The organism is Pseudomonas sp. NFR02, assembly GCF_900119375.1.
Taxonomy (GTDB): domain Bacteria; phylum Pseudomonadota; class Gammaproteobacteria; order Pseudomonadales; family Pseudomonadaceae; genus Aquipseudomonas; species Aquipseudomonas paracarnis.
Window position 1 is genome coordinate 41,828 of sequence record NZ_FPJJ01000008.1, and the last position, 25,705, is coordinate 67,532.

Sequence of the window (25,705 nt, forward strand, 5' to 3'; positions counted from 1 at the left end):
TGGCGGTCACGCAGCTGCTGCTTGGGCCTGCAGATATTCTTCTGCCGACACTACACCCGCATAGCCAAATGCCAGGGAGGCCATGTACGCCCCGTGCACCTGCGCCGCCGGAATCACCTGCCCGTTGAATTCCTGGTCGCGGGTCGCGCAGGCATCATGGATCACCGTAACCTTGTAGCCCAGGTCCGCCGCCGCCCGTACCACGGCGTCAATGCACATATGGCTCATGCTGCCTACCACCACCACGTCGGTGATGCTGCGCTGTTCCAGCAGTTCGCGCAGGTTGGTTTGGCGAAACGCATTCACGAAGTGTTTGAGCACCACCGGTTCCTCGCCCTCGTTGAGCACCTTGGCATGCAAGTGCGCGCCTTCGGAGCCCGGTGTGAAGAACGGTGCGTCGTCGCCAGCGAACTCATGCCGTACATGAATCACCGCATCGCCTGCTTGTCGAAACGCCTGGAGCACCTGCGCCGCCTTGTCCGCTGCGGCTTCCACGCCGTCGAGCGGCCACTTGCCCTGGGGGAAGTAGTCGTTCTGGATATCGATTAGGATGAGCGCCTGCTTGGCCATGTGTGTTGCCTCGTGATGGGTTGATGGGCCTAGTATCTTAGCTGGCGATCACACCGAGAATTGGCTGCACCGACAATAACAGGGGGAAAACTGACAATGGCCGCGCAACGCAGCACTGTCGAGCTGGGTGTGTTGATCTACCAGGGCGCGCAACTCGCCGCAGTCCACGGGCTGACCGACCTGTTCGGGGTCGCTAACCGCATCGCCGCCGAGCATGAATCTGCGCAACTGCCGCTGCTGCGGGTCAGCCACTGGCAGGTAGATGCCCACGGCACGCCCGCGCGCACGTTCGACAGCCACCCAGGCCCCGACCAACCGATGATGGCCGTGTTGGTGCCGCCCTCGATTGCAGAGTTCACCGAAGACCAGGCGCCGCCTGCGCTGCTGCAATGGCTGCGCCTGCAACATGCGGGCGGCACCGTGCTGGGCGGCGTGTGCATCGGCTCGATCATGCTGGCGCGCAGCGGCCTGTTGAATGGCCGCAGCGCCACCACCCACTGGTCCTCCGCGAAGTCTTTTGCGGCCAGTTACCCGGCGGTGCGCCTGGAAGCGGATAAACCCATTGTCGATGACGGCGACCTGATCACTTCCGCGGGGCTGATGGCCTGGTCCGAACTGGGCCTGCGCCTGGTCGACCGGCTGATGGGCCCGAGCGTGGCGGCCGATACGGCGCGTTTTCTGGTGATCGAACACAGCGCCAGCGCCAGCCAATGTGGGAGTAACTTTGCGCCGCTTCTCAGGCACGGTGATGGTGCGGTCCTCAAGGTCCAGCATTGGCTGCAGGCCAGTGGCGCGGTGGATGTGTCCGTGGCGGCGATGGCGCAGGAGGCGAACCTGGAAGAGCGCACCTTTCTGCGGCGCTTTCGCAACGCCACCGGATTGAAACCCACCGAGTACTGCCAACACCTGCGGGTCGGCAAGGCGCGGCAGATGCTGGAGTCCACCAACGGCACCATCGATCACATTGCCTGGACCGTGGGCTATCAAGACCCCGGTGCCTTTCGTACCATTTTCAAGAAAATCACCGGCCTGTCCCCCAGCGATTACCGCAACCGCTTTGGGGTTTGAATCGTGCAGAACGCCGCAGGGTTCGCCCCGGGTCGTGCAGAATAAAACAGGCTAACGGCCATCACTTTTTGCGCAACTGATTGATTTAACAACTATCCGCTCAATCACAGCGTTGGCCTGATCCATGCAACCTCATTGCTACACAAAGGTTGATGGAAAAGGGGACCGCATGACCCCCATAAGTCGCAAGAAGTTGGTGGTCGCCCACTCCATGCGAGAGGGGGCGCCCCTGCATGAAATCGAAACCAACCGCGCCCTCGCACGCTGGCTGGCGCAGATCCTGGGGCTCAAGTTCGGTGGCAGTTACGACCCGGCCCTGCATGCGGGTCGGGAATTGTATCTGCTGCCCACGCAAACCCTGGTCGGGCCAGCCCAAGCGCGCCAGCTCAATATCAAGGGGCTTGACGATCTGTGGGGCGGCTATGTCGATCACGCTTTTATCTGCACCAAGGCCATCACGCATGGCCTGTTGAGTCCCGAGGCCAAGGCGCCCGAAGGCTGGTCGCCGACATTCTGCGAGCGCGTGCGTGATGTGGTGTTGGACGGCGTGAGTGTGTTCGCCCTTGAGGACGCGCGGCCTGCCGCGACCCGCTTGCTCTACAGCGGCCCGATTCGTCTGAAACCCGTGAACGCCTGTGCAGGGCGCGGGCAGGAAGTTATCCACAGCCTGGATGAGTTCGACGCTATAGTGGCGCGCCCGGAAGCGGCCCGAATGTTCAATGAAGGCGTGGTGCTGGAACAAGACCTGCACGCGGTGGTCACCCACAGCGTGGGCCAGAGTTTTATTGGCGATCACCTCATTAGCTACTGCGGCGAGCAGCACCTGACCCAAGACGGGCAGGGGGAAGAGGTCTACGGCGGTTCCGATCTGCTGGTCGTCCCCGGTGATTATGCTGCCCTGCTCAAACTGGATCTGCGTGAAGACGTGCGTGAGGCCATTGAACAGGCGCTGGTTTTCGACCGTGCTGCGGACGAAGCCTACCCAAGCTTCTTCGCCTCGCGCCGCAACTACGACATCGCCCAAGGCCTGGACAGCACAGGCCAGCGCCGCAGTGGTGTGCTCGAACAATCCTGGCGCATGGGCGGGGCCAGCAGCGCGGAAGTCGCGGCGTTGCAGAGTTTTATCAACCATCCGGGCCTTAAAGCCATCCGTGTGTCCTCGGTAGAAACCTATGTAGACCAGGCGCTGCCGGCGGATGCCATCGAGGTATACCGAGGCCCGGCCGAAAACAGCGACTTTCTACTCAAGTATGTGACGGTCAAGACTTATGACGGCTAGAAGCGAGAGCATCACCATCGATATAGACGACGAACAGATGAGCGGGACATTCCTCAGTCCCAAGTCCAAAGTGCCCGGCGTGTTGTTCGTGCACGGCTGGGGCGGCAGCCAGGAGCGCGACCTGGAGCGGGCCAAAGGTATCGCAGGCCTTGGATGTGTATGCCTGACCTTCGACCTGCGTGGCCATGCTGGCACCGGCATCCCTTTGTCGCGCGTCACCCGCGAAGACAACCTGCGCGACCTGTTGGCCGCTTACGATCGCCTGCTGTCCCACCCGGCTATCGACACCTCGGCTGTGGCAGTGGTGGGCACCAGTTATGGCGGGTACCTCGCGGCGATCCTCACCTCATTGCGCCCGGTACGTTGGCTGGCGCTGCGAGTGCCGGCGCTGTACCGCGATCAGGAATGGCTCAAGCCCAAGCGCGACTTGGATAAAGCCGACCTGATGGATTACCGCGGCACCCTCGTGCACGCCGAAACCAACCGTGCCCTGCATGCCTGCGCGCAATTTACCGGCGATGTGCTGATTGTCGAATCGGAAACCGACGACCATGTGCCCCACGCCACCATCATGAGTTACCGCGCGGCGTGCCAGCAAACCCACTCCCTGACCCACCGCATCATCGACGGCGCCGACCATTCCTTGAGCGACCCGGTGTCGCAACAGGCCTACACCTCGATCCTGGTGGACTGGATTACCGAGATGGTGGTGGGGGAGCGGTTGAGCATCATTCAGGCTCGATAGTCGTTGCCCTTGTGATCGCTATCGCGGGCAAGCCCGGCTCCCACCTGGGAATGCATTCCCCTGTGGGAGCCGGGCTTGCCCGCGATAGCGATTCCACCGTCACCACCGTCTCATCAGGCAGTTTTCTTAACCCGCAACGCTTTGGCCTTGGCCTCCACCCCCAAATACATCACCAGTGCAATCAACAACGGGCAGATAAAATAAATCGCCCTGTACGCGATCAGCCCGGCCAGCAAACTCCCCCGCGACGCCTCATGCTGCAACAGCGCAATGAACACCGCCTCCAACACCCCCAAGCCGGCGGGAATATGGGTGACCACCCCGGCAATTGCACTGATCAACAGCACGCCCAGCACCAGTGGGTAATCCAGTTTGGCGGGCAACAAGGCAAATATCACCGCCGCCATCAACGACCAGTTCAACGCACCCAGGGCCAGTTGCAAACAGGCCATGCGCAGCGACGGCAAGTTGATCTCGATACCGCGAATCGACCACGCGCGCTTTTTCGAAAACCGGCACGCCGCCAGGTAGCCCAGGCTCGCGAGCACCAATAACCCCCCGACCCCTTGCAAGGCGCCGCTGCTGAGCTTCCAGCCCGGCGGCAGGGTCACCAATCCGCTGCTGAACACCACCCCGGCCAACGCCATATAGCCGAACCAATTGGTGGCTAGGCTCAGGCCGAGGATCTTGGCGATATTGCTGGTGCTCACGCCCAGGCGTGAATACAGCCGATACCGCATGGCGATGCCGCCGACCCAGGCACTGAGGTTGAGGTTGAACGCGTAGCTGATGAAACCCACCGGCAATATCTGCTTCCAACGCAACGGCTGGCGAATGTAGGTGCGGCCGATCAAGTCGAAGCAGGCATAGACGATAAAACTGCACAGCGTCAGCGCGCCGGCGATGAACAATGTGCGCAGCTTGAACTCGCTCAGGGTCTGGAACACTTCGCTCCAGTCGATGCGCCGGGCCAGCAGGGTAAACAACACGATCAGCAGCACGAAGAACGCGATCGTCAGCGGCTTCTTCCAGCGCTTGAACCCAGAGGCTTGCGCTTGGGGGCGGGCTTCAGACGTCATGGGGCGTGGCCTCAAAAGGTTTCAAACGCGGTTTGTGGGCCGGTAACCAACTGGCCAGTACCGGGAAATGGCGCATCACATGAAACACCAGGAAACCCACGGTCAAGCGCCAGAGCCACAGACGTGGCTTGCGCTTTTCCGGAATGGTCTGGCAATGATTTCGGGCCAGGGCTTCCAGGCGTTCGTAGAGCTGCTGATTGAAAGCCCGGTCGCGAATCAGCACATTGGCTTCCAGGTTTAATGCCAGGCTCAGTGGGTCCAGGTTGCTCGAACCGACGGTGCTCCATTCGTCATCCACCAGCGCCACCTTGCCGTGCAGCGGGCGTTGGCAGTATTCGTGAATCACCACGCCATCCTTGAGCAAGTAGTCATAGAGCATGCGCGCAGCGAGTTTCGCCAACAGCACGTCCGGCTGGCCTTGCATGATCAACTGCACCTGCACGCCACGGCGCGCCGCGTTGCGGATCTCGCGAAGCAGGCGATAGCCGGGGAAGAAATACGCGTTGGCGATCACCACGCGCCGCCGAGCCTGGCTCAAGGCGTGGATATACGCGTCTTCGATATCGTCACGATGCTGAATGTTATCGCGATAAATCAGGCGCACCAGGCCGTCGCCTGGCTCGCTCGTCCAGGGCGAAGGCCGTTGCTGGCGCCGTCGCCAACCGCGACGGCTGCGCACTTGGCGGCCACTTTGGGCGAGGGCGAAATGGTGCAGGTCGGCCACAGCCGGGCCGATCACCTGTACTGAGTAATCCTGCTTGGCTTCGGGGCCGAAATCCGCCAAGTGGTCAGCAGAAAAATTGATCCCGCCGATGAACGCCACGCGGGCATCCACCACGACAATCTTGCGGTGCAGGCGGCGAAACCAGTTAGTGCGTATGCCGAAGGTCTTGGGCGCCGGGTCGAACATCTGCACCATCACCCCGGCTTCGGCCAACTCCCGCAGGAAGCCCGGGCTCAGCTCGCCGCAACCAAAACCGTCGAGGCTGACCACCACCTTTACCCCACGCTTGGCCGCCTCGATGAGGATGCTGTGCAGCTCAAAGCCGACCTTGTCTTCAAAGAGGATGAAGGTCTCCAGCAGGATCTCGCGCTCTGCCGCCCGCAAAGCCTCGAACACAGCGGGAAAGTACGCCTCGCCGTTCTCCAGCAACGCCACCTGGTTGCCGCTCTGCCAGCCGTAATCCAGATCCCGCGCTTTGCTGTCATCTGGCGGTTGGTCTGTGGCGATATGGTCTACCGCAACGTTCATAGCTCAACCTCCACCGACAGCGGCACATGGTCTGAGAGATGGGACCAAGGGCGAGTGGTGAGTACGCGCGGGTTGTGCACCGTCAAGTTACGCACATAAATGCGGTCCAGCGGCAGCAACGGCAGGCGTGCCGGGAAGGTGCGCGCCGGTTTGCCAAGGGTGTGCATGAACACTTCCTGCAAACCGCTTTCGCTCAGGTCGGCTTTTTGCCGCCAGTCGTTGAAATCGCCAGCGACCACCAACGGCGCATCGGCCGGAATCTCGCTGATACGTTGTTCCAGCAACCGCAATTGTTGTTGGCGATGCACCTCGCGCAAGCCCAAGTGGATGCAGATCGCGTGCACCTGCTGGCCGCTGCCCGGCAGGCGCAACACGCAATGCAGCAGGCCGCGGTTTTCATGGCCGCTTTGCGAAATGTCGAGGTTGTCGTAGCGGATGATCTGGAATTTTGACAGCAGTGCATTGCCATGGTCGCCATGGGGGTACACCGCATTGCGCCCATAGGCAAACTGCGGCCAGATGCTGTCGGCCAGGAACTCATACTGCGGCATTTTTGGCCAGTCGCTGTAGCGCTGGGGATGGCGTTCGTGAGTGCCATGGATCTCCTGCAAGAACACCATGTCGGCGCCCACGCTGCGCACCGCTTCACGCAGTTCGGGCAAGATGAAGCGGCGATTCAGTGCGGTGAAACCCTTGTGGATATTGACCGTCAGCACCGTGAAACGGGTGATGGCGGTGGTCGGCGGGGTGGGGATCAGCTCTGGATGCGTCATGGCAATACTCCTGGTTCCGGCAGTCGGCCAGGCTCGGTGAGCAGGTGTTCGTCCAGTCCGAAGCGTTGCAGCAATTGGCGTGCATCGAAGGGGGCGCGAACTTTGATGTCGTTGTCGAAAAAACAGAACACATCGCGCTGTTTACGCCTGCGGGGTGTGTGGTGCGGGTCGACCAGGTGTGCATCGGCAGGCTGCTTGCCCTGGGCCCAGCGTTCGATGCGGTCACCCCAGCGCTGGAGCGCTTCGGCGCTATAACCGCTGGCATATAGCTGCTTATCGCCGTGCAAGCGCAGGTACATGAAGTTGGCGGTCACGTCTTCCATGTACGGCCACTTGCCTGCGGTGTCCGCGACCACCAGGGCCACTCCGTGTTTATCCAGCATCTGGATGAACTCCGGTACGGCAAAACTCATGTTGCGAATCTCCACGGCATGGCGCAAAGGTTTCTTGGCATAGGCCTTCATGCTCGCCTTGCCGTTCAGGCGTGGCTCATGCTGGCGGGCGAGGGCCGCCGCCTGTTGGGTATCGGTGGGTAATTGGGCCAGGAAGGTTTCGAACAGCGTGGCGTCAAATTTGAAGCTGGGCGGAAACTGCCAGAGGATGGGGCCGAGTTTTTCTTTGAGTTCCAGCACCCCGGAAGCGAAGAAATTCGCCATCGGCTTGTGCACGTCCCGCAGGCGCAGGATATGCGTGATGAAACGGGGCGCCTTGACACTGAACAGGAAACCTTCGGGCGTATCGGCATACCACTCGGCGTAGCGCTTGGGGGTTTGCAACGCATAGAACGAGCCGTTGATTTCGATGCTGTTGACGGCGCGTGACGCAAACTGCAACTCGCGTTTCTGGGTCAGCCCTTCGGGGTAAAAGTCCCCGCGCCAGGGCGTGTAGCGCCAGCCGGAAATGCCGATGTGAATCGCCGCCATGTGTGCTCCCGTGGATGGTGGGTGAGGTGACCTCCGTTATGGGATGACTGCGCTGTTTGGCTGAAAGTTTCCACATTCCTACAGGCGGTACAGGGGGGGAAATGTGGGAGGGGCATTGCAAACGCAGGGAACGATAAGGGCCCAAGCTCGTCAGTTCCTTACAGACCCTGCTGAAGGAGCTTGCTGTTTTGCTGAATCCAAAGACTGCATTACTGCTCGTCGCGCTGCTGCTCTGCGGCAATGGCGCCCTGCAAGCCGCGGCAACGGCGCCCGCTGCCGAAACGCCGGCCAAGCCGGAACTGCTGGTAGAAGGCGGGCTGCTCGGGGCCATCAGCTCCAGCATCGACGACGTGCAGAACAAGCTCGACCTCGACCAGAACCTCATCGACGCCTGGCGCCTGCGTGCTGATCGCGCCGCGGACGAAGTAGGGCGCCTGGTAGACCAGACAGCCGCACGCTCGCCGTGGAGCGTGGCGGGCGATTTCCTGCTGTTGTCTGGGGTGTGGGTCGGTGCCTTTGCGGTCTTGACGATACTTGGGCGCCTGGTTGTGCAACGCTCGAGCCGCCGCCCATTCCTCGCGCGGCGCCAACGGCTGCAAGGCTTGCTGGGCTATGTAGTTCCCTACACGATTCCAGCGCTGATCTGCCTGCCGCTGACCCTTTATGTCAGTCACTTTTTACCCACGTCTGTCGGCCGAGCCCTGGCACTGTGTTTTGCCTACGCCACCAGTAGTGGCATCTTTTCCACCTCGCTGTTGCTGTGCGTCATTGTCATGTTCAACGTCGGCCACAAGCGGCCTGCCGTGCGGATCATTCGTGACTATTGCCCCAAGCCTCTATTCCTGATCGGCTTTCTCGCGGCCCTCAGTGATGCACTGACCAGCCCGCAAATCGCTCGTCAGTTGGGCGGCAATATCACCAGCAGCATCGCCGTGTTTACCGGCCTGTTTGCCGCGGTCATCTTTGGCGTACTGGTGGTACGCCTGCGTCGGCCGGTGGCCCATTTGATCCGCAATCGGCCGTTGGCCCAGCGCCTCAAACATCCAGCATTGCAACAGTCGCTGCGGGTGTTTTCCGGGCTCTGGTACTGGCCGATTCTGTTGATGGTGCTGGTGTCGGCGGTCAACCTGATTGGTGCCGGTGACGACAACCAAGAGGCCCTGCGCTGCGCGTTGCTCACCACCTTGTTACTGATCGGCACGGTGTTTCTCAGCACCGTGCTGCAACACCTGTTCAAGTCCCGCAGCCAGGTATCGATCCAACGCAGCAGCGCCTACAAGGAACGCTTTCTGAGTTTGCTGCACGCGATTTTGCGTATCGTCATGGCCATCACGTTTATCGAGATACTCGGGCGTATCTGGGGCGTTTCGCTGTTCGAATTCGCCCAGCGCAACTCGGTGGGCCGGGCCATCAGTGATTCCCTCAGCAGTATCGGCCTGATCCTGTTGGTGACCTGGCTGTTCTGGGTGGTGCTCGACACTGCGATTCAGGAAGCCCTCAAACCACCGGTGAATAAACGCTCCAGTCGCCAGCCCAGCACCCGGGTCAAAACCATCCTGCCGCTGCTGCGCAATGCAGTGAAGATCATCCTGGTGGTGATCTGCGCGATTACCACCATGGCCAACCTGGGCATCAATGTCGCGCCGTTGCTGGCGGGCGCCGGGGTGGTGGGACTGGCGATCGGTTTCGGTTCCCAGCAACTGGTGCAGGACGTGATTACTGGCCTGTTCATCATCATCGAAGACACCCTGTCCATCGGCGATTGGGTGGTGCTCGACTCTGGTCACGCCGGCACCGTGGAGGGCCTGACCATCCGCACCCTGCGCCTGCGTGACGGCAAGGGGTTTGTGCATTCGGTGCCGTTCGGGCAGATCAAGGCGGTCACCAACCAGTCGCGTCAATTCGCCTACGCGTTCTTCTCAGTGCAGTTCACTTACGACACCGACGTGGACAGGGCCGTGGAGCTGATCCGCGAGGCCGGCCAGTCGATCCGCGACGACGTGTTCCTCAAGTACAACCTGCAAGGGCCGCTTGAAGTATTTGGCGTGGACAAGATGGACCTCAATGGCGTGGTGCTCACCGCGCAGTTCCGCACGGTTTCGGGTGGCCAATACGCAGTCAGCCGGGCGTTTAATCAGCGCTTGAAAAAGCTTGTGGATAACTGTGATGAGGTGCATTTTGCGCAAACTTATCCACAGCAGGTGTTGTTGCCTAAGCGTGTGGCGCAGGAGCATGAGCAGGATGCGGTGGTGTTGACGGAGCAACCCAGGTCTCAATGATGAGGCCCTCAAGGTTAGCGCCTGATCAACTTCTGCTGCACCGCCTGCTGATCCACCTCCAACAAAACCTGCTGCTTGCCCCCTACCATCACCGCCGCCGGCACCCCATCACGGTACACAACCCGGTTACCGCTTACCGCTGGCACCTTGGCTCCCGGCAACAGCGTGCCGACAAGATTCAACGGATCCGCCCCACACACCGCGATTAAACTGCCATCATGGGGTCGTCGCCGCACCTCGCGCAGCAACGGTATCGCCTCCGGCAATGCAAACTGCTCTCCCGCCAACCCACTGACAAACCGCCCGCCACGGATCTCGCCTCGCGCCTCCAACCGATGGAAAGTGCGCAGCAACTCGCGCCAATTCGGTAACCAATCCGCCTCGCGCTCCAGCAGCCGCCAGAACACCACGCCATAGCGGCGCAGCAGGGTCATCGCCACATGCTCCAGGGTCTCGGCCGTATGCGCGCCGGAGGCGGTCGCCGAGCGGCGAACCAAGGCCCAACGCCCGGCGTCGTCCATACCGCCGACAAACGCCCCGCGCCCACGTCGACTGCTGCGCGCCTGGCGTTTGCTGGCGGGGGTGGTCAAGGCGCGCAGGCCGGCGAAGCTGTCAGCATTCACCAAGCCGGCGCCTACCAATTCCTGCAAGGCTGTCTCCAGCTCGCTGCGCAGCAAATGGGCCTCATGTACCAGTTCATCGAAAAACAGCGCGCCATGCTCGCGCAGGGCCAGGTGGACCTTCTGCGTCTTGGGCGACAAGGTGGTGCTGTCGGTAGGCTCGGTCAGCCCGCTCCACAACGCTACCTGGCTACGGGGGAGCAAAACCACCGGGGTGCTGCGCAACGCCATGGCGCCGGCCTTGTTGCTCAGGCGCGTCCAGACCAGCTTGCCGCTGCGGCACAGATCATCGAGCCAGGTCGATGAGTAATCCTTGATGCGGGCGCTGAGCAGGTCTGTGTCCCAGGCTGACGTGGCGGCGGCATAGCCTTCGAACTGGCCGACGATTTGCGGCAACACGGCGCTGCCCTGGCCGCGGGTGCTGTCGGACAGGTGTTGCCAATCGAACAGAAAGCGCATGAAATCCTGCAATGCCACCGGCTCGATTTCCCGGCGCAGGCGCTTGACCGTGTAGCGATGAATGCGCGCCAGCAAATGACGTTCGCACCATTGTTCTTCACCCACGCCGGGGCTGAAGTGACCGCGCAGCACGTAGCCTTCTTGTTCCAGGCGTGCCAGGGCCTGGGTAAGCGCCACCACCGGTAATGCCAGGGGCGCTGCGATCTCGACCAGGGTCAGTGGGCCGAAACCACTGAGGCGCGCACGCAGCACTTCCACCAGCGCGTCATCAAAGGACCAGGGCTCATCGAACCCCGGCAGCAACGGCAGATCGTTGGGATACAGCGCCTGCAAACAATTCAAGCGCTCTACGGCGCTCCACATTCCGTTGGGCAACTGATAGGCCCGCCCGGCCTTGCGCAAGGCCTGCAACCATTGGGCCCATTGCGGCGTAACTTCGCCCGCTGCGATGCACGCCAGGCTCATCAACGCTTCATGCATTTCATCCAGGCCATTGGGCGCCGGCCAGGCTTCTTCGCGTACACCGGCGATGGCGTCGGCATCCAGGGCGCCCAAGTCGTCAGTGCTCTGCGGGTCGCTCCAGCGGCGGTTGAGCACGGCCTGGGTGCGGCGCTCTTCCAGGGGGGCGTCGTCGAGGAAGGTATAGGGTTTAGCGCTGAGGATTTCTGCGGCCATGGGCGAGGGCGCGGGCAGGTCGCGGCTGATCAACCGCACGTCGCCGCGTTCCATGCGCCGCAGCAGCGCCAGCCAGGCGTCGCTGTCCATGGCCTCGTGCAGGCAGTCGTCGAGGGTTTGCGCCACCAGCGGGTGGTGGGGGATTTCGCGTTCGCCGGCGAGGTTTTCCAGGCAGGCGAGTTGGTCGGGAAATACGCTGGCGATCAGGTCTTCGCCCTTCATACGCTGGATCTGCGGCGCCACCTTGCGCCCGCCGGTATAACGCGGCAGCGCCAGGGCCACGCCGGCATTCCAGCGCCAGCGCACACCGAACAGTGGCGCATCCAGCACGGCCTGGATCAAAATGTGCTCGGCACTATTGCTGTTGAGGTAACGCCACACCTCATCCAGCGCGAAGCTGTGGCTGGTGGACAACGACAGCACGATGGCATTTTCACTGGCCGCCGCTTGCAGCTCGAAATTGAAGGTACGGCAAAAGCGCTTGCGCAAGGCCAGGCCCCAGGCGCGGTTGATGCGGCTGCCAAACGGCGTGTGGATGATCAGTTGGGTGCCGCCGGACGTATCGAAAAACCGTTCCATGATCAATGTGTCCTGGGACGGCAAGGCGCTCAGGGCCTGGCGCGACCGGGCGAGGTAATCCAACAGTTGGTCGGCGCTGGCGACATTGAGACCCAGGGTGCCGGTAAGCCAGTCGAGGGCCGGTTGCAGGTCGCCGGGCGTGGCGCCGAGCAAGCTGTCCAATTGCCCTTGCAAGCGGGCCACGGCCACCGATAACTCGTTGCTGCGCCCGGGGGCTTCACCCAACCAGAACGGAATGGTCGGGGGTTGGCCCTGGGCATCTTCGACCCGCACCTTGCCGGCTTCGACCCGTAGGATGCGATAGGAGGTATTGCCGAGCTGGAAGATATCCCCGGCGATGCTCTCCACCGCAAAGTCTTCGTTGACGCTGCCGATATTCAGGCTTTGCGGCTCCAGCAACACGCTGTAGTCGGCATTGTCGGGGATCGTGCCGCCGCTGGTTACCGCCGTGAGCCTGGCGCCACGGCGGCCGCGCAGGGTGTGGGCCACGGCGTCGCGGTGCAGGTAGGCGCTGCGCATGCCCTGGCGGCCGTTGTAGCCCTCGCTGACCATCTGCAAAAGGGCCTGGTAGTGGCGTTCATCCAGTTCGGCGTAAGGCGCGGCGCGGTGGATAAGCGCCAGCAGCGCTTGTTCCGGCCATTCCTGGGCGCTGACCTCGGCGATGATCTGCTGGGCGAGTACATCGAGCGGTGCCACCGGAATATGCAAGGTATCCAGCTCGCCACGGCGCACGCAGTCGAGCAGCGCGGCGCACTCGATCAGGTCGTCGCGGGTGGTGGCAAACAGGCGCCCCTTGGGCGTGCCGCCGACCTGGTGCCCGGAACGGCCGACCCGTTGCAGGAAGCCGTTGATGGAACCGGGTGAGCCGATCTGGCACACCAGGTCCACTTCGCCGATATCAATCCCCAGCTCCAGGGACGCCGTGGCGATCAACACTTGCAGTTCGCCGGCCTTGAGGCGCTGTTCGGCGTCCAGGCGCATCTCTTTGGCCAGACTGCCGTGGTGAGCGGCCACGGCGGTCTTGCCCAGGCGCTCGCTCAAGTGCCGGGCCAGGCGTTCGGCCAGGCGCCGGGTGTTGACGAATACCAGGGTGGTGCGGTGTTCACGGGCCAATTGCGCGAGGCGATCGTAGACCAACTCCCACACGTCGTTGGCCATCACCGCCGAGAGCGGCACCGGCGGCACTTCGATCGCCAGGTCACGGGGGCGGGCGTGGCCGATATCCACAATGGCGCAATCACGTTCGGTGCCGACTAAAAAGCGTGCGACGGCTTCGATGGGTTTTTGCGTGGCCGACAAGCCGATACGGGTCAATGGCTCGGCACACAGCCCTTGCAGGCGCTCCAGGCTCAAGGCCAAGTGGCTGCCGCGTTTGCTAGCGGCGATGGCGTGGATCTCATCGACGATCACCGTACGTGTGCTGGCGAGCATGTGCCGGCCGGAATCCGAGCCGAGCAGCACGTAGAGCGATTCAGGAGTGGTTACCAGGATATGCGGTGCGCGTTTGCGCATCTGGGCGCGGTCTTTTTGCGGGGTGTCGCCGGTGCGCACAGCGGTGCGGATTACCAGCGGCGGCAGCCCCCGCTTCTCTAGATGTTCGGTAATGCCGGCCAGCGGGTTTTGCAGGTTGATCTGGATATCGTTGGATAGCGCCTTGAGCGGCGACACATACACCACCAGGGTTTGGTCCGGCAGTTCGCCGCCGTTGGCCAGGCCTTGGTGCACCAGGTCGTCTAGCACTGCCAGGAAGGCCGTCAGCGTCTTGCCGGAGCCGGTGGGCGCGGCGATCAGCGTCGAGCGGCGCTGGCGGATCAACGGCCACGCCTGGGCCTGGGCGTTGGTCGCCGAAGGAAAGGTACTACGGAACCAAGTGCTGACGGCGGGGTGAAAGCCGTGCAAACCCTTGTCCGTTGATTCGGGAAGGTTCATTCACCCTATATGCAACCGGCGGGGCCAAGTTGCAACCCCGCACTTTATCCGTGACGGTTGCGCTACAAACCCGCAAAATGCAACGATTCTGGCAACTACCTACGGCAAGGCGCATACGCCTGTCGATAATAACCATCGTTCCAAACAGACCGGGCCTGCTCAATCTATGCGAATGCGCCTTATGTTACTGGGCGGCGGGAATGCCCTCGGGCAGGCGCTGATTCGCCTCGGTGCGGAGGAAGACATCGGTTTCCTCGCCCCCAAACCGCCCCAAGACGGCTGGGATGCCGCAAGCCTCACCCAATTGCTCGACGACACCCGTCCCGATGCGTTGATCAACCTCGCCTACTATTTCGACTGGTTCCAGGCCGAAGCCGTAAGCGAAACCCGCCTGGCCGGCCAGGAATTCGCCATCGAGCGCCTGGCCGAACTGTGCCAGCACCACAGCATCACCCTGCTGCAACCGTCCAGCTATCGTGTGTTCGATGGCTCCCGCGCCACGGCCTACAGCGAGAAAGACGAGCCGGTGCCCCTGGGCCTGCGCGGCCAGGCGTTGTGGCGTATCGAACAAAGCGTGCGCGCTACGTGCCCGCAGCATGTGCTGCTGCGGTTTGGCTGGCTGCTCGATGACAGCGTCGACGGCACCCTCGGGCGTTTCCTGGCCCGGGCCGAGAAACCCGATGAGTTACTGATGGCGGACGACCGGCGCGGCAATCCGACGCCGGTGGACGATGCGGCGCGGGTGATCATCTCGGTGCTCAAGCAACTCGATTGCGCCGCGCCGCTGTGGGGCACTTACCATTACGCCGGCCACGAGGCGACTACCCCGCTGGCGCTGGGGCAGGCGATTCTGACTGAAGCGCGCAACTTCCATCCGTTGGCCATCGAGTCCCCCACCGCCCAGGCCCACGCGGCGCGGCCGGACGCGGCAGAAGAACCGCAGCACGCGGTGTTGGCCTGCAAGAAAATCCTGCATACCTTCGGCATCAAGCCCAGGGCATGGCGGGCAGGCTTGCCGGCGCTTCTGGATCGCTTCTACCGCCATAGCTGACACCCCAAAACCAAAAGTGGGAGGGGACTTATGTGGGAGCTGGCTTGCCTGCGATAGCATCACCTGGGTATCACTGATACACCGTGGTGTCTGCATCGCGGGCAAGCCCGGCTCCCACATAAGCCCCCTCCCACTTGGGTTATGCGGTGTGGCGTAAACGGGACTTAGAACTTGTAGCCGATACCCACCATGTAAACCATCGGGTCTACATCCACATTGACCTTGGCCCGAGTGCCCTGGCCCAGCGCGTTGTTATCCACAGTCGCCTTGGTGCTGATGTCGATGTAGCGCGCCTGGGCGTTGATCATCCACTTGTCGTTGATCATGTAGTCGGCGCCGATCTGTGCAGCCCAACCCCAGGAGTTCTCGGCCTTGAAGTTGCTGAAGCCGGCCTGTTCGGCGCGGCTGCCCACGTGCTCGTCGTAGATCCAGGTGTAGTTGATACCGGCGCCCACATACGGCTGGAACGCGGACTTGTGGTCCAGCGGGTAGTACACGACGCTCAAGGTCGGCGGCAGGTGTTTCAGCGTGCCGAGCTTGCCGTTGGCGGCGCCGAGGGCGGTGTTCTTGATCTTCACGTCATGCTCGAACGGCGTGGCCGCAAGCAATTCGATGCCGACGTGGTCGGTGATCATGTAGGCGAAGTTCAAGCCCAATTGGGTGTCGCTGCTCATGGTCGCCTTGCCGCCCAGGTTGGTACCGGCCAATGGGCCCTGGTCAACCTTGACGCTGCTGCTGTCGGCCTTCGGGTTCACGGTAATTGCACCGGCGCGAACCAGAATATCGCCCGCCTGGTGAGCGTGGGCGACGGGGGCGACGAGGGCGAGCGCGAAGAGGGACGCGCCGAGCAGAGACTTGTTCATGGGAGCTCCAAAGGACGTTTAAAAGTTGTACGTCCAATGGTAAAGATCGTTCCGTTCGGTCTTTTGACTCAGCTCAATGAAAGGGTGATCAGTCACTTTCGGCACTGATCAAAACCTGTGGGAGCTTCAGTGTGTTGCTGGTGGGGGTTATTCCTCCAGCTCGTACATATAAATCTTCTGGGCATCCATCTGGTAACCGGCATCGGCCAATTCGCTGGACGATGGCTTGACCTGCATCGCGCCTTCGATCCAGTACGGTTGATACAGCTCATCGAGCTTCACCCCCACCTCGCTTTTCACATGCACGATCTGGTTCGACGGCGGTGGCGGCACATGGATACAGGCGCCGAAATACGGCACCAGCAGAAACTCCGTGGTGCGGCCTTCTTCGCTGACTTCCAGCGGCACGATATACCCCGGCAAGCGAATGTGCTGGCCGTCCAGGCTCTGCACCACCGGCGCGTTGGGCAGGTCCTGCTTGGCTGCGGGCGCGGCCTCGACGGACAAGGCATTGGCCATGTTCGACAGGTCGTGCAGCGGCTTCATATTGGGCACTTCCGGCGGCGCATCCGGCGGGATCATCTCCTGCCAGGACAAATCCTTGGGCTGTTCATCCGCCCACACCGGAACGGCCGTCAGCAGCAACAGGGCAAACAGGGCACGACGCATCGAAGCCTTCCTCATAAACGGATGGACAGGCCATCGGCCAAAGATTGTCGATAGGCGCGCCACGCGGGCACGCTGCCCATCAACAGGGCGGCTGCCAGGATACCGGCGAGCAACGTCCATTCATATTCGCTCGGCCACGACATCGGCAGGTCCAGGCCGTAGTTGGCCTGCAAATAACCCCGTGATGCGGCTATGCACAGGTACAGCAACCCCAGGCCCGCCAACACGCCAGACAAGGCCAGGGCGAAGGCTTCGAAGATCAGCAGCGTTGCGATGTGCCAAGGCCGCGCACCCACCGACCGCAGGATCGCCATCTCGCGGCGACGCTCGTTAAGGCTGGTGAGGATCGCCGTGAGCATGCCGATCAAACCGGTCAGCACCACAAACAGCGAAATCACGAACAAGGCTTTTTCGGCGGTGCCCATCATGCTCCACAGCTCTTGCAACGCCACGCCTGGCAGGATCGCCAGCATTGGCTCGCCACGGAATTCATTGATCTCTCTTTGCAAGGCAAAGGTGGAAATCTTGTTGTTCAGGCCGAGCATGAACGCGGTAATGGCTTGCGGCGTCAGGTCCATATTGCGCGCCTGGTCGGCACTGATGCGGCCTTTGCCCTGGGCCTGCACGCCGTTGTGCCAGTCGATATGGATCGCTTCCATGCCGCCGAGGCTGATATGCAGCGTGCGGTCCACCGGCGTGCCGGTGCGCTTGAGAATGCCGACCACTGTGAACGGTTTGTCGTCATGCTTGACCAGGCTGACCACCGCCACGCCGTGGGCCAGCACCAGCTTGTCACCGAGTTTGTAATGCAGGGCGTCGGCCACTTCGGCGCCGAGCACCACTTCGAATGGGTCGGTGGCGAAGGCGCGGCCGTTGGCCAGCGCGAGGTTTTGCTTTCGCCCGTACTGGTAGTGCTCGAAATAGGATTCGTTGGTGCCCATCACCCGGTAGCCGCGATGGGAGTCGCCGAGGGAAATGGGAATCGCCCATTTCACTTGAGGGCTGGCGGCGAAGTGCTCGTAGCTGTCCCAACGGATGTTGTTGGTAGCGTTGCCGATGCGGAACACCGAGTACAGCAGCAGGTTGACCGAGCCGGAGCGGGCACCGACGATCAGGTCGGTACCGCTGATGGTGCTGGCGAAACTGTTGCGCGCCTCGACGCGCACACGCTCCACCGCGAGCAGCAAGCAGACGGAAAGCGCGATGGCAAACGCAGTGAGGATCGCGGTGAAGCGGCGGTTAGCCAGACTGGCCATGGCTAGACGGAACAGATACATCTCAAACCTCTGCGGGCATGGCGGCGCGATTGAGTTCGGCCAGCGACAGGTTGCGGTCGAACAGCGGCGCCAGGCTCTGGTCATGGCTGACAAACAACAGGCTGGCGCCCGCTTCGCGGCATTCTGCGAACAGCAACTGCAGGAAGGCTTCGCGGGCGTCGTAGTCCAGGGCCGAGGTGGGTTCGTCGGCAATCACCAGTTCTGGCTGGCCGATCAGCGCTCGGGCAGCGGCCACCCGTTGTTGCTGGCCAATGGACAGCGAATCGGCGCGGCGTTCCAGCAGGCTCGGGTCCTTCAAACCCAGGTGCGCTAGCAAGGCCGCGGCGGCCTGGTCGACACTGCCGTGGCGCTGTTTGGCCCGTTGCGCGCGCAGCTTGGAAAAGTGGCAAGGCAGCTCGACGTTTTCGCGTACTGACAGAAACGGCAGCAAGTTGAACTGCTGGAAGATATAACCAGTGTGGTCCACACGGAAACGGTCACGAGCGCCGGCCGAGAGTTCGGTCAACTCCTGGCCGAGCAGGCGGATGCTGCCTTGGCTGGGTTTCTGCACGCCTCCCAACAGCCCGAGCAAAGTGGTCTTGCCACTGCCGCTCGGGCCCTTGAGGAACAGGGTTTCCCCGGGTTCCAGGCGGAACGCGGGGATGTCCAGCAACCGCGGGTGCCCGGGCCAGTTGAAGCCCAGGTCGGACAGTTCGATTAACGCTTGAGTCATGGGAATTCAGTGTCGCCTGGTAGTCGAAAATGGCGCCGATCCACTGTGGGAGCTGGCTTGCCTGCGATGGCATCGCTACGGTGTGCCTGCTGCACCGCATCGCCTGTATCGCAGGCAAGCCAGCTCCCACAGGGACTGTGCTTTCAAGTCAGAACTTCAGGGTGGCGGCGGTGGCCGTCGCGTCAACACCTTGCTGACCGCTCGGGCCGATCAGTTGTACCTGAATTTTCTGGGTGGCGGGGAAGGTCTTGAACACTTGGCTCAAGTCCAGGTTGCCCAGGGCCGTCGGCGTGGCGCAGGTGAACTGGTAATGGGCGTGGATTTCACTGTGGTCGTGATCATGCTTGTGGGCGGCGGCGCCTTTGCCGTCGGTGGCGTGGTCATCGTCGTCATGCTCGGCTTCTGGTTTGTCACCGAACAACGGGCTGTTGAGTTCCTGGCTGCTGACCACGCAACCTGCGGCCTTGGGCAGGTTGAACAGTGCCGATGGATTTTCCAGTTGCTTGCGCACGGCGGCGACCTTGGCTTTGTCGGCGGCGCTGGTCGCTACATGTTCGAAACCCACCAGGTTCATGGCCGGGCTGTCCAGTTCCAGCTCCAGGGCCTGGCCGTCCAGTACGGCATTCAGGCGCCCGACGCCATGTTCATGGGCGCCGAGGCTGCCGTGCTCGTGGTCATGGTCATGGTCTTCATGGGCATGAGCGACAGCCAGTGGCAGCAGGGCAAACGGCAAAGCAAGCAGCAAACGGCGCATGAGAGGGCTCCAGGATGAAAGTTTTGTTATGTGATCTTATAACAATTGATCCGAGAGTTTGACCGTCCGCTTGGTGTTGCGCAAGCTGCATGGGAGCATGCCCGTCAGAAAAATGCAGGAGTAAGGACGATGTTGCGAATTCGTGGAACCATCGGCGACCTGCCGGTGGACTTGACCCTGGAGCTGGACGACGGCGATTGGGCGCGATTGGGTGCCCAACTGCAGGCCACCCCAACGCCCAGCGCGCCCACTGCGGCTCCGGTCAAACAGAACGAGGACCTGTGGCAGAACGCCCAGGATTTGCTGCGCAAGGCCGGACAACTCAATGGTCTGGAATTGCTCGATCAACTCGAAGGCTTGGCTGGCGATGCCGGGGCGGGCAAGCGCCTGCTGGTGCGCCTGCGCCACAGCGCCAAGGTGAAGGTGAGCAGCGGCGGGGATACGCCGCTGTACAGTTGGATCGGTGATTAATACAACGCGGCAAACAACTTGCGGCGGTACACCGTGACCAGCGGGTGATCATTGCCCAGCAATTCGAACACTTGCAGCAAGGTCTTGTGGGGCAGGCCTTCGCTGTAGCTGCGATTGCGGATAAACAACTTGAGCAAACCTTCCAGCGCCGCGTCGTATTGCTGGCGCGCCAGTTGCTGGACCGCCAACTGATAGGCCGCTTCGTCATCCTGCGGGTTTTGCGCCAGGCGGCTTTTCAGCTCGGCAGCGTCCGGCAAATCCGCCGCCTGGCGCAGGAAGGTGATTTGCGCCTTGGCCCCGGCCAGGGCAGCCTTGTGGTCGTCGCTCTTGACCGCGTCGAGCACGGCCTGGGCTTCACCCAGCTCACCGCGCTCGGCCAGGCAGCGTGCATACAGGATCAGGGCGGCGGCGTTGGTATTGTCCTCGCCCAACAATTGCACCAGCAACGCTTCGGCCTCGCTGATGCGCCCTTCGCTGAACAGCGCCTGAGCCTGCTCCAACGGGTCCGCCGCAGCCGGCGGTGGCATTTGCACATGGGGCTCCAGCATCGCCCGCACGGCCGACTCCGGCTGTGCGCCGGCAAAGCCGTCCACCGGTTGGCCATCCTTGAACAGCACCACCGTCGGCAGGCTTTGAATGCCAAAACGCGCCACGATGTCCTGTTCGGCTTCGCAGTCGATCTTGGCGAGCAGCAACTCACCCTGATAACTCTCGGCAATCTTCGCCAGCATTGGCATCAGTGCTTTGCAGGGTGCGCACCACTCGGCCCAGAAATCGACCAATACGGGCTTTTCGAAGGAGTTCTGGATAACGGCCTGATCGAAGTTGGCGGTGGTGACGTCGAAGATGTACGGCGTGGGCTCACTCATGGGGCGTCTCGAATAAAGCGGGAATGGGGGCAACTATAAGGGCTGGCGAGGTTGGCTGAAAGCATCGTGGTAGCTCCCACCTTGAAATGCATTCCCCTGTGGGAGCCGGCTTGCCCGCGATGGCCTCAAGCACGCCGCGAATGGTACAGGCTCACCTTGCGAAACTCCCACGGCTCGGCCAGGTCTGGCAGGGTCAAGGCCTCGAGGATCTCCAGCCGCTGGTAATCCGGATGCTGGAAATCCCGTACCCGCGAATCCGCCACCAGCGCTTCGCGGCCACGGGTGAGGAACTGATCCAGCAACGGCAGGTTGGCGCGGTCATAGAGCACGTCGGCCACCAGAATCAGGTCGAAGCGGTCGGCTTCGGCAAAAAAGTCTGCCGAATAACTCAGCGCCACCTGGTTGAGTTCGGCATTCGCACGGCAAGCGGCCAAGGCCAGTGGGTCCAGGTCGCAGGCCACCACCTCCAGGGCGCCAGCCTTGACGGCGGCGATCCCGGCTACGCCCGAACCTGCGCCGAAATCCAGCACGCGTTTGCCGGCGACCCACTCAGGATGCGCTGCCAGGTAACGCGCCAACGCCATGCCGCTGGCCCAGCAAAAACTCCAGTAGGGCGGCTCATGCAGGATACGCCGGGTTTCTTCCTGGCTGAAGGCACGGTCCATGTTGTCGGCGTCCAGCAACCACAACGACAACGCGGTACCCGGCAACGGGCAGGGCACCAATTGCGCATCGCCAATCAACGCGCTCAAGGCGTGTTGCAGGCCCAGCGGTGGCGTCATGGCGCCTTGACGAGTTGCAGGGGGCCGGTGCTCTGGGTGATCGCCTGGGTGACGCGCACGGCAGGCAGATGCAGGATCAGCTGGCCGGACTGGCTGGCGCGGCCGCGCAATTCCACGCGGGCACCGGCCGGGAAGGCTTCAGGGTTGAAGCGCAGGCGGAAGGCCAAGGGCTTGCCGTTGCCGCTCAGTACGCTGCTGGCGAGCAGTTGCTGCGGGCGCGAACGGTCGTCGATCACCAAGAGCGCCATCTCGACTTCGGCACCGGCGGGCACGTTGGTCAGGCTGCCGCTGATTTCGCGCTGATAGGCGGGCAGGGGGCCGAGGTCTTCAATGCCCGGGACTTTTTTCTCTTGCGCCGGTGTTGGTTGAGGCGCGGCCGGCTTGGGGGCTTCGCTGCTGCAGGCGACCAGAAAACTGAACAGGCTGAGTAGAACGAGTGGTCGTAACTGCATGTACGGCTCCAGAAAGGACAAAATCCGTGGCTTAAAAATATGAAACATATAAGCCTGCCTATATACCGTAAAGGCTATGGCTTGTCTTGCCACAGGGATGCGCTACCATGGCCCTCCCATTTTTTGTTGCCTGCCAACCATGCACTGTCCCTTCTGCGGTGCCAACGACACCAAGGTCATCGACTCGCGTCTGGTCGCCGAGGGCGACCAAGTGCGTCGCCGGCGCGAATGCCTGGCCTGTGGTGAACGTTTCACCACCTTCGAAACCGCCGAACTGGTGTTGCCGCGTCTGATCAAGTCCGACGGCAGCCGCCAGCCTTTCGACGAAGAAAAACTGCGCGCCGGTATGCAGCGCGCCCTGGAAAAACGCCCGGTGAGTGTCGAGCGCCTGGAAGCGGCGCTGGTGCATATCAAGCACAAGCTGCGAGCGACCGGCGAGCGCGAGGTCAAGAGCCTGGTGGTCGGTGAGCTGGTGATGGGCGAGCTGCAAAAGCTCGACGAAGTCGCCTATATCCGTTTCGCTTCGGTGTATCGACGCTTCCAGGACCTCAATGAATTCCGCGAAGAGATCGACCGCCTGGCCCGTGAGCCCTCCAAACAATGACATCTGAACAGGCTGTGCTCGACGCCCACTACATGGCCCGTGCCCTCGAATTGGCGCGCAAGGGCCTGTACACCACCCACCCCAACCCGCGGGTTGGCTGCGTGATCGTGCGTGACGGGCAGATTGTCGGCGAAGGCTGGCATGAGCGCACCGGCGAGCCCCATGCCGAGCCCAACGCCCTGCGCGCCGCTGGCGACAAGGCCCGTGGCGCGACGGTGTACGTGACCCTTGAACCGTGCAGCCATCATGGCCGTACGCCGCCCTGTGCCGATGCGCTGGTGACCGCCGGCGTCGCGCGGGTGGTGGCCGGCATGCAGGACCCGAACCCCGAAGTGGCTGGCCGAGGCATGCAACGCCTGGCCCAGGCCGGTATCGAGGTGCGTAGCGGTGTGCTGGAAACCGAAGCGCGGGCGCTTAACCCCGGCTTTCTCAAGCGCATGGAGCACGGTCTGCCGTTTGTGCGGGTCAAGCTGGCGATGAGCCTGGACGGCCGCACGGCGATGGCCAGCGGCGAAAGCCAATGGATCACCGGCCCCGCCGCCCGTGCTGCGGTGCAACGCTTGCGTGCCGAGGCCAGTGTGGTGTTGACCGGTGCCGACACGGTACTGGCCGACGGTGCCCGCTTGACCGTACGCGCCGCCGAACTGGGCCTGGACGACGCAACCACCGCCCTGGCCATGTCGCGCCCGCCGTTGCGCGTGCTGATCGATGGCCGCCTGCGGGTGCCGCTCAACGCACCGTTCTTCAAGGCCGGCCCGGCATTGGTCATCACCTGCGTGACTCCGGAAAACCAGTTCCCCCGCGGCCCTGAGTGCCTTGTGGTTCCAGGTGTGGAGGGCCAGGTTGACCTGCGCTCGGCATTGGTCGCCCTGGCTGCCCGTGGCGTCAACGATGTGTTGGTGGAAGCCGGCCCAAGCCTGGCCGGCGCGTTTGCCCAACAAGGCCTGGTGGATGAATACGTGATATTCATCGCCGGCAAGTTCCTCGGCTCCGCTGCCCGCCCGTTGCTGGACTGGCCGCTTGATAAGTTGGCCGATGCTCCCCAACTCAAGATCACCGAAATGCGCGCTGTGGGCGACGACTGGCGAGTCACTGCCATCCCCGTCCCAGCAGTGAGCGTATAATTCCCGGCCTGCGCTTGAGCGTCAGCCCCCTCGTTTTCAGGAGAACGAAATGTTCACCGGCATTATCGAATCCATCGGCAGCATCCGTGCAATGACCCCCAAAGGCGGGGATGTCCGCCTGCTGGTTGAAACCGGCAAGCTGGACCTCGGCGACGTCAAGCTGGGCGACAGCATCGCCGTCAGCGGCGTATGCCTGACCGTCATCGAGCTGCCGGGCAACGGCTTTGCTGCCGATGTCAGCCGGGAAACCCTGGACTGCACCGCGATGAACGATCTTGCGGCCGGCAGCCCGGTCAACCTGGAAAAAGCCCTGACGCCCACCACGCGCCTGGGCGGTCACCTGGTCAGCGGCCACGTCGACGGCGTCGGCGAAGTGGTGGCCCGCAGCGAAAACGCCCGCGCGGTGGAATTCCGCATCCGCGCGCCCAAAGAGCTGGCCAAGTACATCGCCCACAAAGGCTCGATCACCGTCGACGGCACCAGCCTGACCGTGAACGCCGTGAATGGCGCCGAATTTGAACTGACCATCATTCCCCACACCCTCAGCGAAACCATCATGGCCTCGTACCAGCCGGGTCGCCGGGTGAACCTGGAAGTGGACTTGCTTGCCCGTTACCTGGAGCGCCTGTTGCTGGGCGAAAAGGCCGCAGAGCCTGCATCAGGCAACATCACCGAAAGTTTTCTGGCCGCTAACGGCTACCTGAAATCCTGACCAAGGGGGTGCCGCGTGGCGCTCAATAGCATCGAAGAACTGGTTGAAGACATCCGCCAAGGCAAGATGGTCATCCTCATGGATGACGAAGATCGCGAGAACGAAGGCGATATCATCATGGCCGCCGAAGCGTGCAAGCCCGAGCACATCAACTTCATGGCCAAGCACGCCCGTGGGCTGATCTGCATGCCCATGAGCCGCGAACGCTGCGAATTGCTCAAGCTGCCGTTGATGGCGCCGCGCAATGGCTCGGGTTTCGGCACCAAGTTCACCGTATCCATTGAAGCCACCACGGGCGTCACCACCGGCATTTCCGCCGCTGACCGCGCCCGCACCGTGCAAGCCGCCGCCGCGAAAGACGCCAAGGCCGAAGATATCGTGAGCCCCGGCCACATCTTCCCGCTGATGGCCCAACCGGGCGGTACCCTGGCCCGTGCCGGCCACACCGAAGCCGCCTGCGACCTGGCGCGCATGGCCGGTTTCGAGCCAAGCGGGGTGATCTGCGAAGTGATGAACGACGATGGCACCATGGCCCGTCGTACTGAACTCGAAGCCTTTGCCGCCGAGCACAACCTCAAGATCGGCACCATCGCCGACCTGATTCACTACCGCATGATCCACGAACGTACCGTTCAGCGGATTGCCGAGCAGCCCCTGGACAGCGAACTGGGCCAATTCAATTTGGTGACCTACCGTGATTCAGTGGAAGGCGACGTGCACATGGCCCTGACCCTGGGCAACATTTGCGCCGAAGAACCGACCCTGGTACGCGTACATAACATGGACCCACTGCGTGACCTGTTGATGGTCAAGCAGCCCGGTCGCTGGAGCCTGCGCGCCGCCATGGCTGCGGTTTCCGAGGCTGGCAGCGGTGTGGTGCTGTTGCTCGGCCACCCGCTGGACGGTGATGTATTGCTGGCGCATATCCGCGAAACCGCTGACGCCGTGCCGGTGAAAAAACCGACCACCTACAGCATCGTCGGTGCCGGTTCGCAGATCCTGCGCGACCTGGGTGTGCGCAAAATGCGCCTGATGAGCGCACCGATGAAATTTAATGCGATATCCGGATTCGACCTGGAAGTTGTAGAATACGTGCCCTCCGAATAAAGGCCGGCGATTTTTGCCCCTTGTTCGC

The 25,705-nt window shown here is 62.3% G+C and carries 24 protein-coding genes; 10 read left to right on the forward strand and 14 right to left on the reverse strand.

Going from position 1 to position 25,705, the window contains the following annotated elements; genetic code table 11:
- Positions 1–6: 6 nt before the first annotated feature.
- Positions 7–570 (reverse strand): cysteine hydrolase family protein, encoded by a 564-nt coding sequence (locus BT199_RS21960; RefSeq protein WP_019818884.1) that lies wholly within the window; start codon positions 568–570, stop codon positions 7–9.
- A gap of 96 nt (positions 571–666) precedes the next feature.
- On the opposite strand from BT199_RS21960, the gene BT199_RS21965 reads away from it, so the two are divergent.
- The 3 genes from BT199_RS21965 (at position 667) to BT199_RS21975 (ending at position 3,662) form a co-directional block, all read left to right on the forward strand.
- A complete protein-coding gene (locus tag BT199_RS21965) occupies positions 667–1,638 on the forward strand; it encodes a GlxA family transcriptional regulator (protein WP_072435446.1) in 972 nt (323 codons plus the stop codon).
- Between the two features lie 169 nt (positions 1,639–1,807).
- Positions 1,808–2,917 carry a DUF3182 family protein gene (locus BT199_RS21970; RefSeq protein WP_072435447.1) on the forward strand — a complete coding sequence of 370 codons (1,110 nt, stop codon included), beginning with the start codon at positions 1,808–1,810 and terminating at the stop codon, positions 2,915–2,917.
- The gene (locus BT199_RS21975; protein ID WP_019818878.1) at positions 2,907–3,662 is read left to right on the forward strand and encodes an alpha/beta hydrolase family protein; all 756 of its coding nucleotides are present in this window, start codon (positions 2,907–2,909) and stop codon (positions 3,660–3,662) included. The genes BT199_RS21970 and BT199_RS21975 overlap by 11 nt, the downstream gene beginning before the upstream one ends.
- 113 nt (positions 3,663–3,775) lie before the next feature.
- Here the strand turns inward: BT199_RS21975 and BT199_RS21980 are convergent, their stop codons facing one another.
- From BT199_RS21980 to BT199_RS21995, 4 genes are read right to left on the reverse strand one after another with little or no spacing between them, the layout of a single operon-like run.
- Positions 3,776–4,741: a lysylphosphatidylglycerol synthase domain-containing protein gene (locus tag BT199_RS21980; protein WP_014720143.1), complete on the reverse strand. Its 966-nt coding sequence runs from the start codon at positions 4,739–4,741 to the stop codon at positions 3,776–3,778.
- The gene (clsB, locus tag BT199_RS21985; protein WP_072435448.1) at positions 4,731–5,993 is read right to left on the reverse strand and encodes a cardiolipin synthase ClsB; all 1,263 of its coding nucleotides are present in this window, start codon (positions 5,991–5,993) and stop codon (positions 4,731–4,733) included. The genes BT199_RS21980 and clsB overlap by 11 nt, the downstream gene beginning before the upstream one ends.
- On the reverse strand, positions 5,990–6,766 hold the full coding sequence (locus BT199_RS21990) for an endonuclease/exonuclease/phosphatase family protein (protein ID WP_014720141.1): 777 nt from the start codon (positions 6,764–6,766) through the stop codon (positions 5,990–5,992). Before BT199_RS21990 ends, clsB begins: the two co-directional genes overlap by 4 nt.
- Entirely contained in the window at positions 6,763–7,689 is a 927-nt protein-coding gene (locus tag BT199_RS21995; protein WP_019818872.1) for a DUF72 domain-containing protein, read from the reverse strand. The genes BT199_RS21990 and BT199_RS21995 overlap by 4 nt, the downstream gene beginning before the upstream one ends.
- Positions 7,690–7,877: 188 nt before the next feature.
- On the opposite strand from BT199_RS21995, the gene BT199_RS22000 reads away from it, so the two are divergent.
- Complete coding sequence (locus BT199_RS22000) at positions 7,878–9,968, forward strand: mechanosensitive ion channel family protein (protein ID WP_072435449.1); 2,091 nt, start codon at positions 7,878–7,880, stop codon at positions 9,966–9,968.
- A gap of 14 nt (positions 9,969–9,982) precedes the next feature.
- On the opposite strand, the gene BT199_RS22005 is transcribed toward BT199_RS22000, so the two are convergent.
- Positions 9,983–14,230 (reverse strand): DEAD/DEAH box helicase, encoded by a 4,248-nt coding sequence (locus BT199_RS22005; protein WP_072435450.1) that lies wholly within the window; start codon positions 14,228–14,230, stop codon positions 9,983–9,985.
- 166 nt (positions 14,231–14,396) lie between these two features.
- On the opposite strand from BT199_RS22005, the gene BT199_RS22010 reads away from it, so the two are divergent.
- Positions 14,397–15,281: a sugar nucleotide-binding protein gene (locus BT199_RS22010; protein ID WP_072435451.1), complete on the forward strand. Its 885-nt coding sequence runs from the start codon at positions 14,397–14,399 to the stop codon at positions 15,279–15,281.
- A gap of 164 nt (positions 15,282–15,445) precedes the next feature.
- On the opposite strand, the gene BT199_RS22015 is transcribed toward BT199_RS22010, so the two are convergent.
- The 5 genes from BT199_RS22015 to BT199_RS22035 form a co-directional block, all read right to left on the reverse strand.
- Positions 15,446–16,144: an OmpW/AlkL family protein gene (locus tag BT199_RS22015; RefSeq protein ID WP_014720136.1), complete on the reverse strand. Its 699-nt coding sequence runs from the start codon at positions 16,142–16,144 to the stop codon at positions 15,446–15,448.
- Between the two features lie 147 nt (positions 16,145–16,291).
- Entirely contained in the window at positions 16,292–16,813 is a 522-nt protein-coding gene (locus tag BT199_RS22020) for a DUF3299 domain-containing protein (protein ID WP_019818863.1), read from the reverse strand.
- Between the two features lie 11 nt (positions 16,814–16,824).
- Positions 16,825–18,090, reverse strand: a complete 1,266-nt coding sequence (locus BT199_RS22025; RefSeq protein ID WP_072435452.1) for an ABC transporter permease — start codon at positions 18,088–18,090, stop codon at positions 16,825–16,827.
- Position 18,091: 1 nt separating this feature from the next.
- Positions 18,092–18,802: an ABC transporter ATP-binding protein gene (locus BT199_RS22030; protein WP_014720133.1), complete on the reverse strand. Its 711-nt coding sequence runs from the start codon at positions 18,800–18,802 to the stop codon at positions 18,092–18,094.
- A 148-nt stretch (positions 18,803–18,950) separates the two neighbouring features.
- Entirely contained in the window at positions 18,951–19,556 is a 606-nt protein-coding gene (locus tag BT199_RS22035) for a DUF2796 domain-containing protein (RefSeq protein ID WP_072435453.1), read from the reverse strand.
- 129 nt (positions 19,557–19,685) lie between these two features.
- Here BT199_RS22035 and BT199_RS22040 point away from each other — a divergent pair, with 129 nt between their 5' ends.
- A complete protein-coding gene (locus tag BT199_RS22040; protein WP_003194591.1) occupies positions 19,686–20,027 on the forward strand; it encodes a hypothetical protein in 342 nt (113 codons plus the stop codon).
- On the opposite strand, the gene trxA is transcribed toward BT199_RS22040, so the two are convergent.
- From trxA to BT199_RS22055, 3 genes are all read right to left on the reverse strand, one after another.
- Positions 20,024–20,896, reverse strand: a complete 873-nt coding sequence (trxA, locus tag BT199_RS22045) for a thioredoxin (protein ID WP_069868792.1) — start codon at positions 20,894–20,896, stop codon at positions 20,024–20,026. The genes BT199_RS22040 and trxA overlap by 4 nt on opposite strands.
- Before the next feature lie 125 nt (positions 20,897–21,021).
- Positions 21,022–21,678 carry a class I SAM-dependent methyltransferase gene (locus BT199_RS22050; protein ID WP_019818857.1) on the reverse strand — a complete coding sequence of 219 codons (657 nt, stop codon included), beginning with the start codon at positions 21,676–21,678 and terminating at the stop codon, positions 21,022–21,024.
- Positions 21,675–22,130, reverse strand: coding sequence for a YbaY family lipoprotein (locus BT199_RS22055; protein ID WP_003194586.1), 456 nt, complete (start codon positions 22,128–22,130; stop codon positions 21,675–21,677). Before BT199_RS22055 ends, BT199_RS22050 begins: the two co-directional genes overlap by 4 nt.
- A 139-nt stretch (positions 22,131–22,269) precedes the next feature.
- Here BT199_RS22055 and nrdR point away from each other — a divergent pair, with 139 nt between their 5' ends.
- Genes nrdR through ribBA form a run of 4 tightly spaced genes read left to right on the forward strand, consistent with a single transcriptional unit; the run spans position 22,270 to position 25,677 of the window.
- Entirely contained in the window at positions 22,270–22,734 is a 465-nt protein-coding gene (nrdR, locus tag BT199_RS22060; protein WP_019818855.1) for a transcriptional regulator NrdR, read from the forward strand.
- Positions 22,731–23,858: a bifunctional diaminohydroxyphosphoribosylaminopyrimidine deaminase/5-amino-6-(5-phosphoribosylamino)uracil reductase RibD gene (ribD, locus tag BT199_RS22065; RefSeq protein ID WP_019818853.1), complete on the forward strand. Its 1,128-nt coding sequence runs from the start codon at positions 22,731–22,733 to the stop codon at positions 23,856–23,858. The genes nrdR and ribD overlap by 4 nt, the downstream gene beginning before the upstream one ends.
- A gap of 49 nt (positions 23,859–23,907) precedes the next feature.
- Positions 23,908–24,570, forward strand: coding sequence for a riboflavin synthase (locus tag BT199_RS22070; protein WP_014720128.1), 663 nt, complete (start codon positions 23,908–23,910; stop codon positions 24,568–24,570).
- 15 nt (positions 24,571–24,585) lie between these two features.
- Positions 24,586–25,677 carry a bifunctional 3,4-dihydroxy-2-butanone-4-phosphate synthase/GTP cyclohydrolase II gene (ribBA, locus tag BT199_RS22075; protein ID WP_003194579.1) on the forward strand — a complete coding sequence of 364 codons (1,092 nt, stop codon included), beginning with the start codon at positions 24,586–24,588 and terminating at the stop codon, positions 25,675–25,677.
- Positions 25,678–25,705 lie beyond the last annotated feature (28 nt).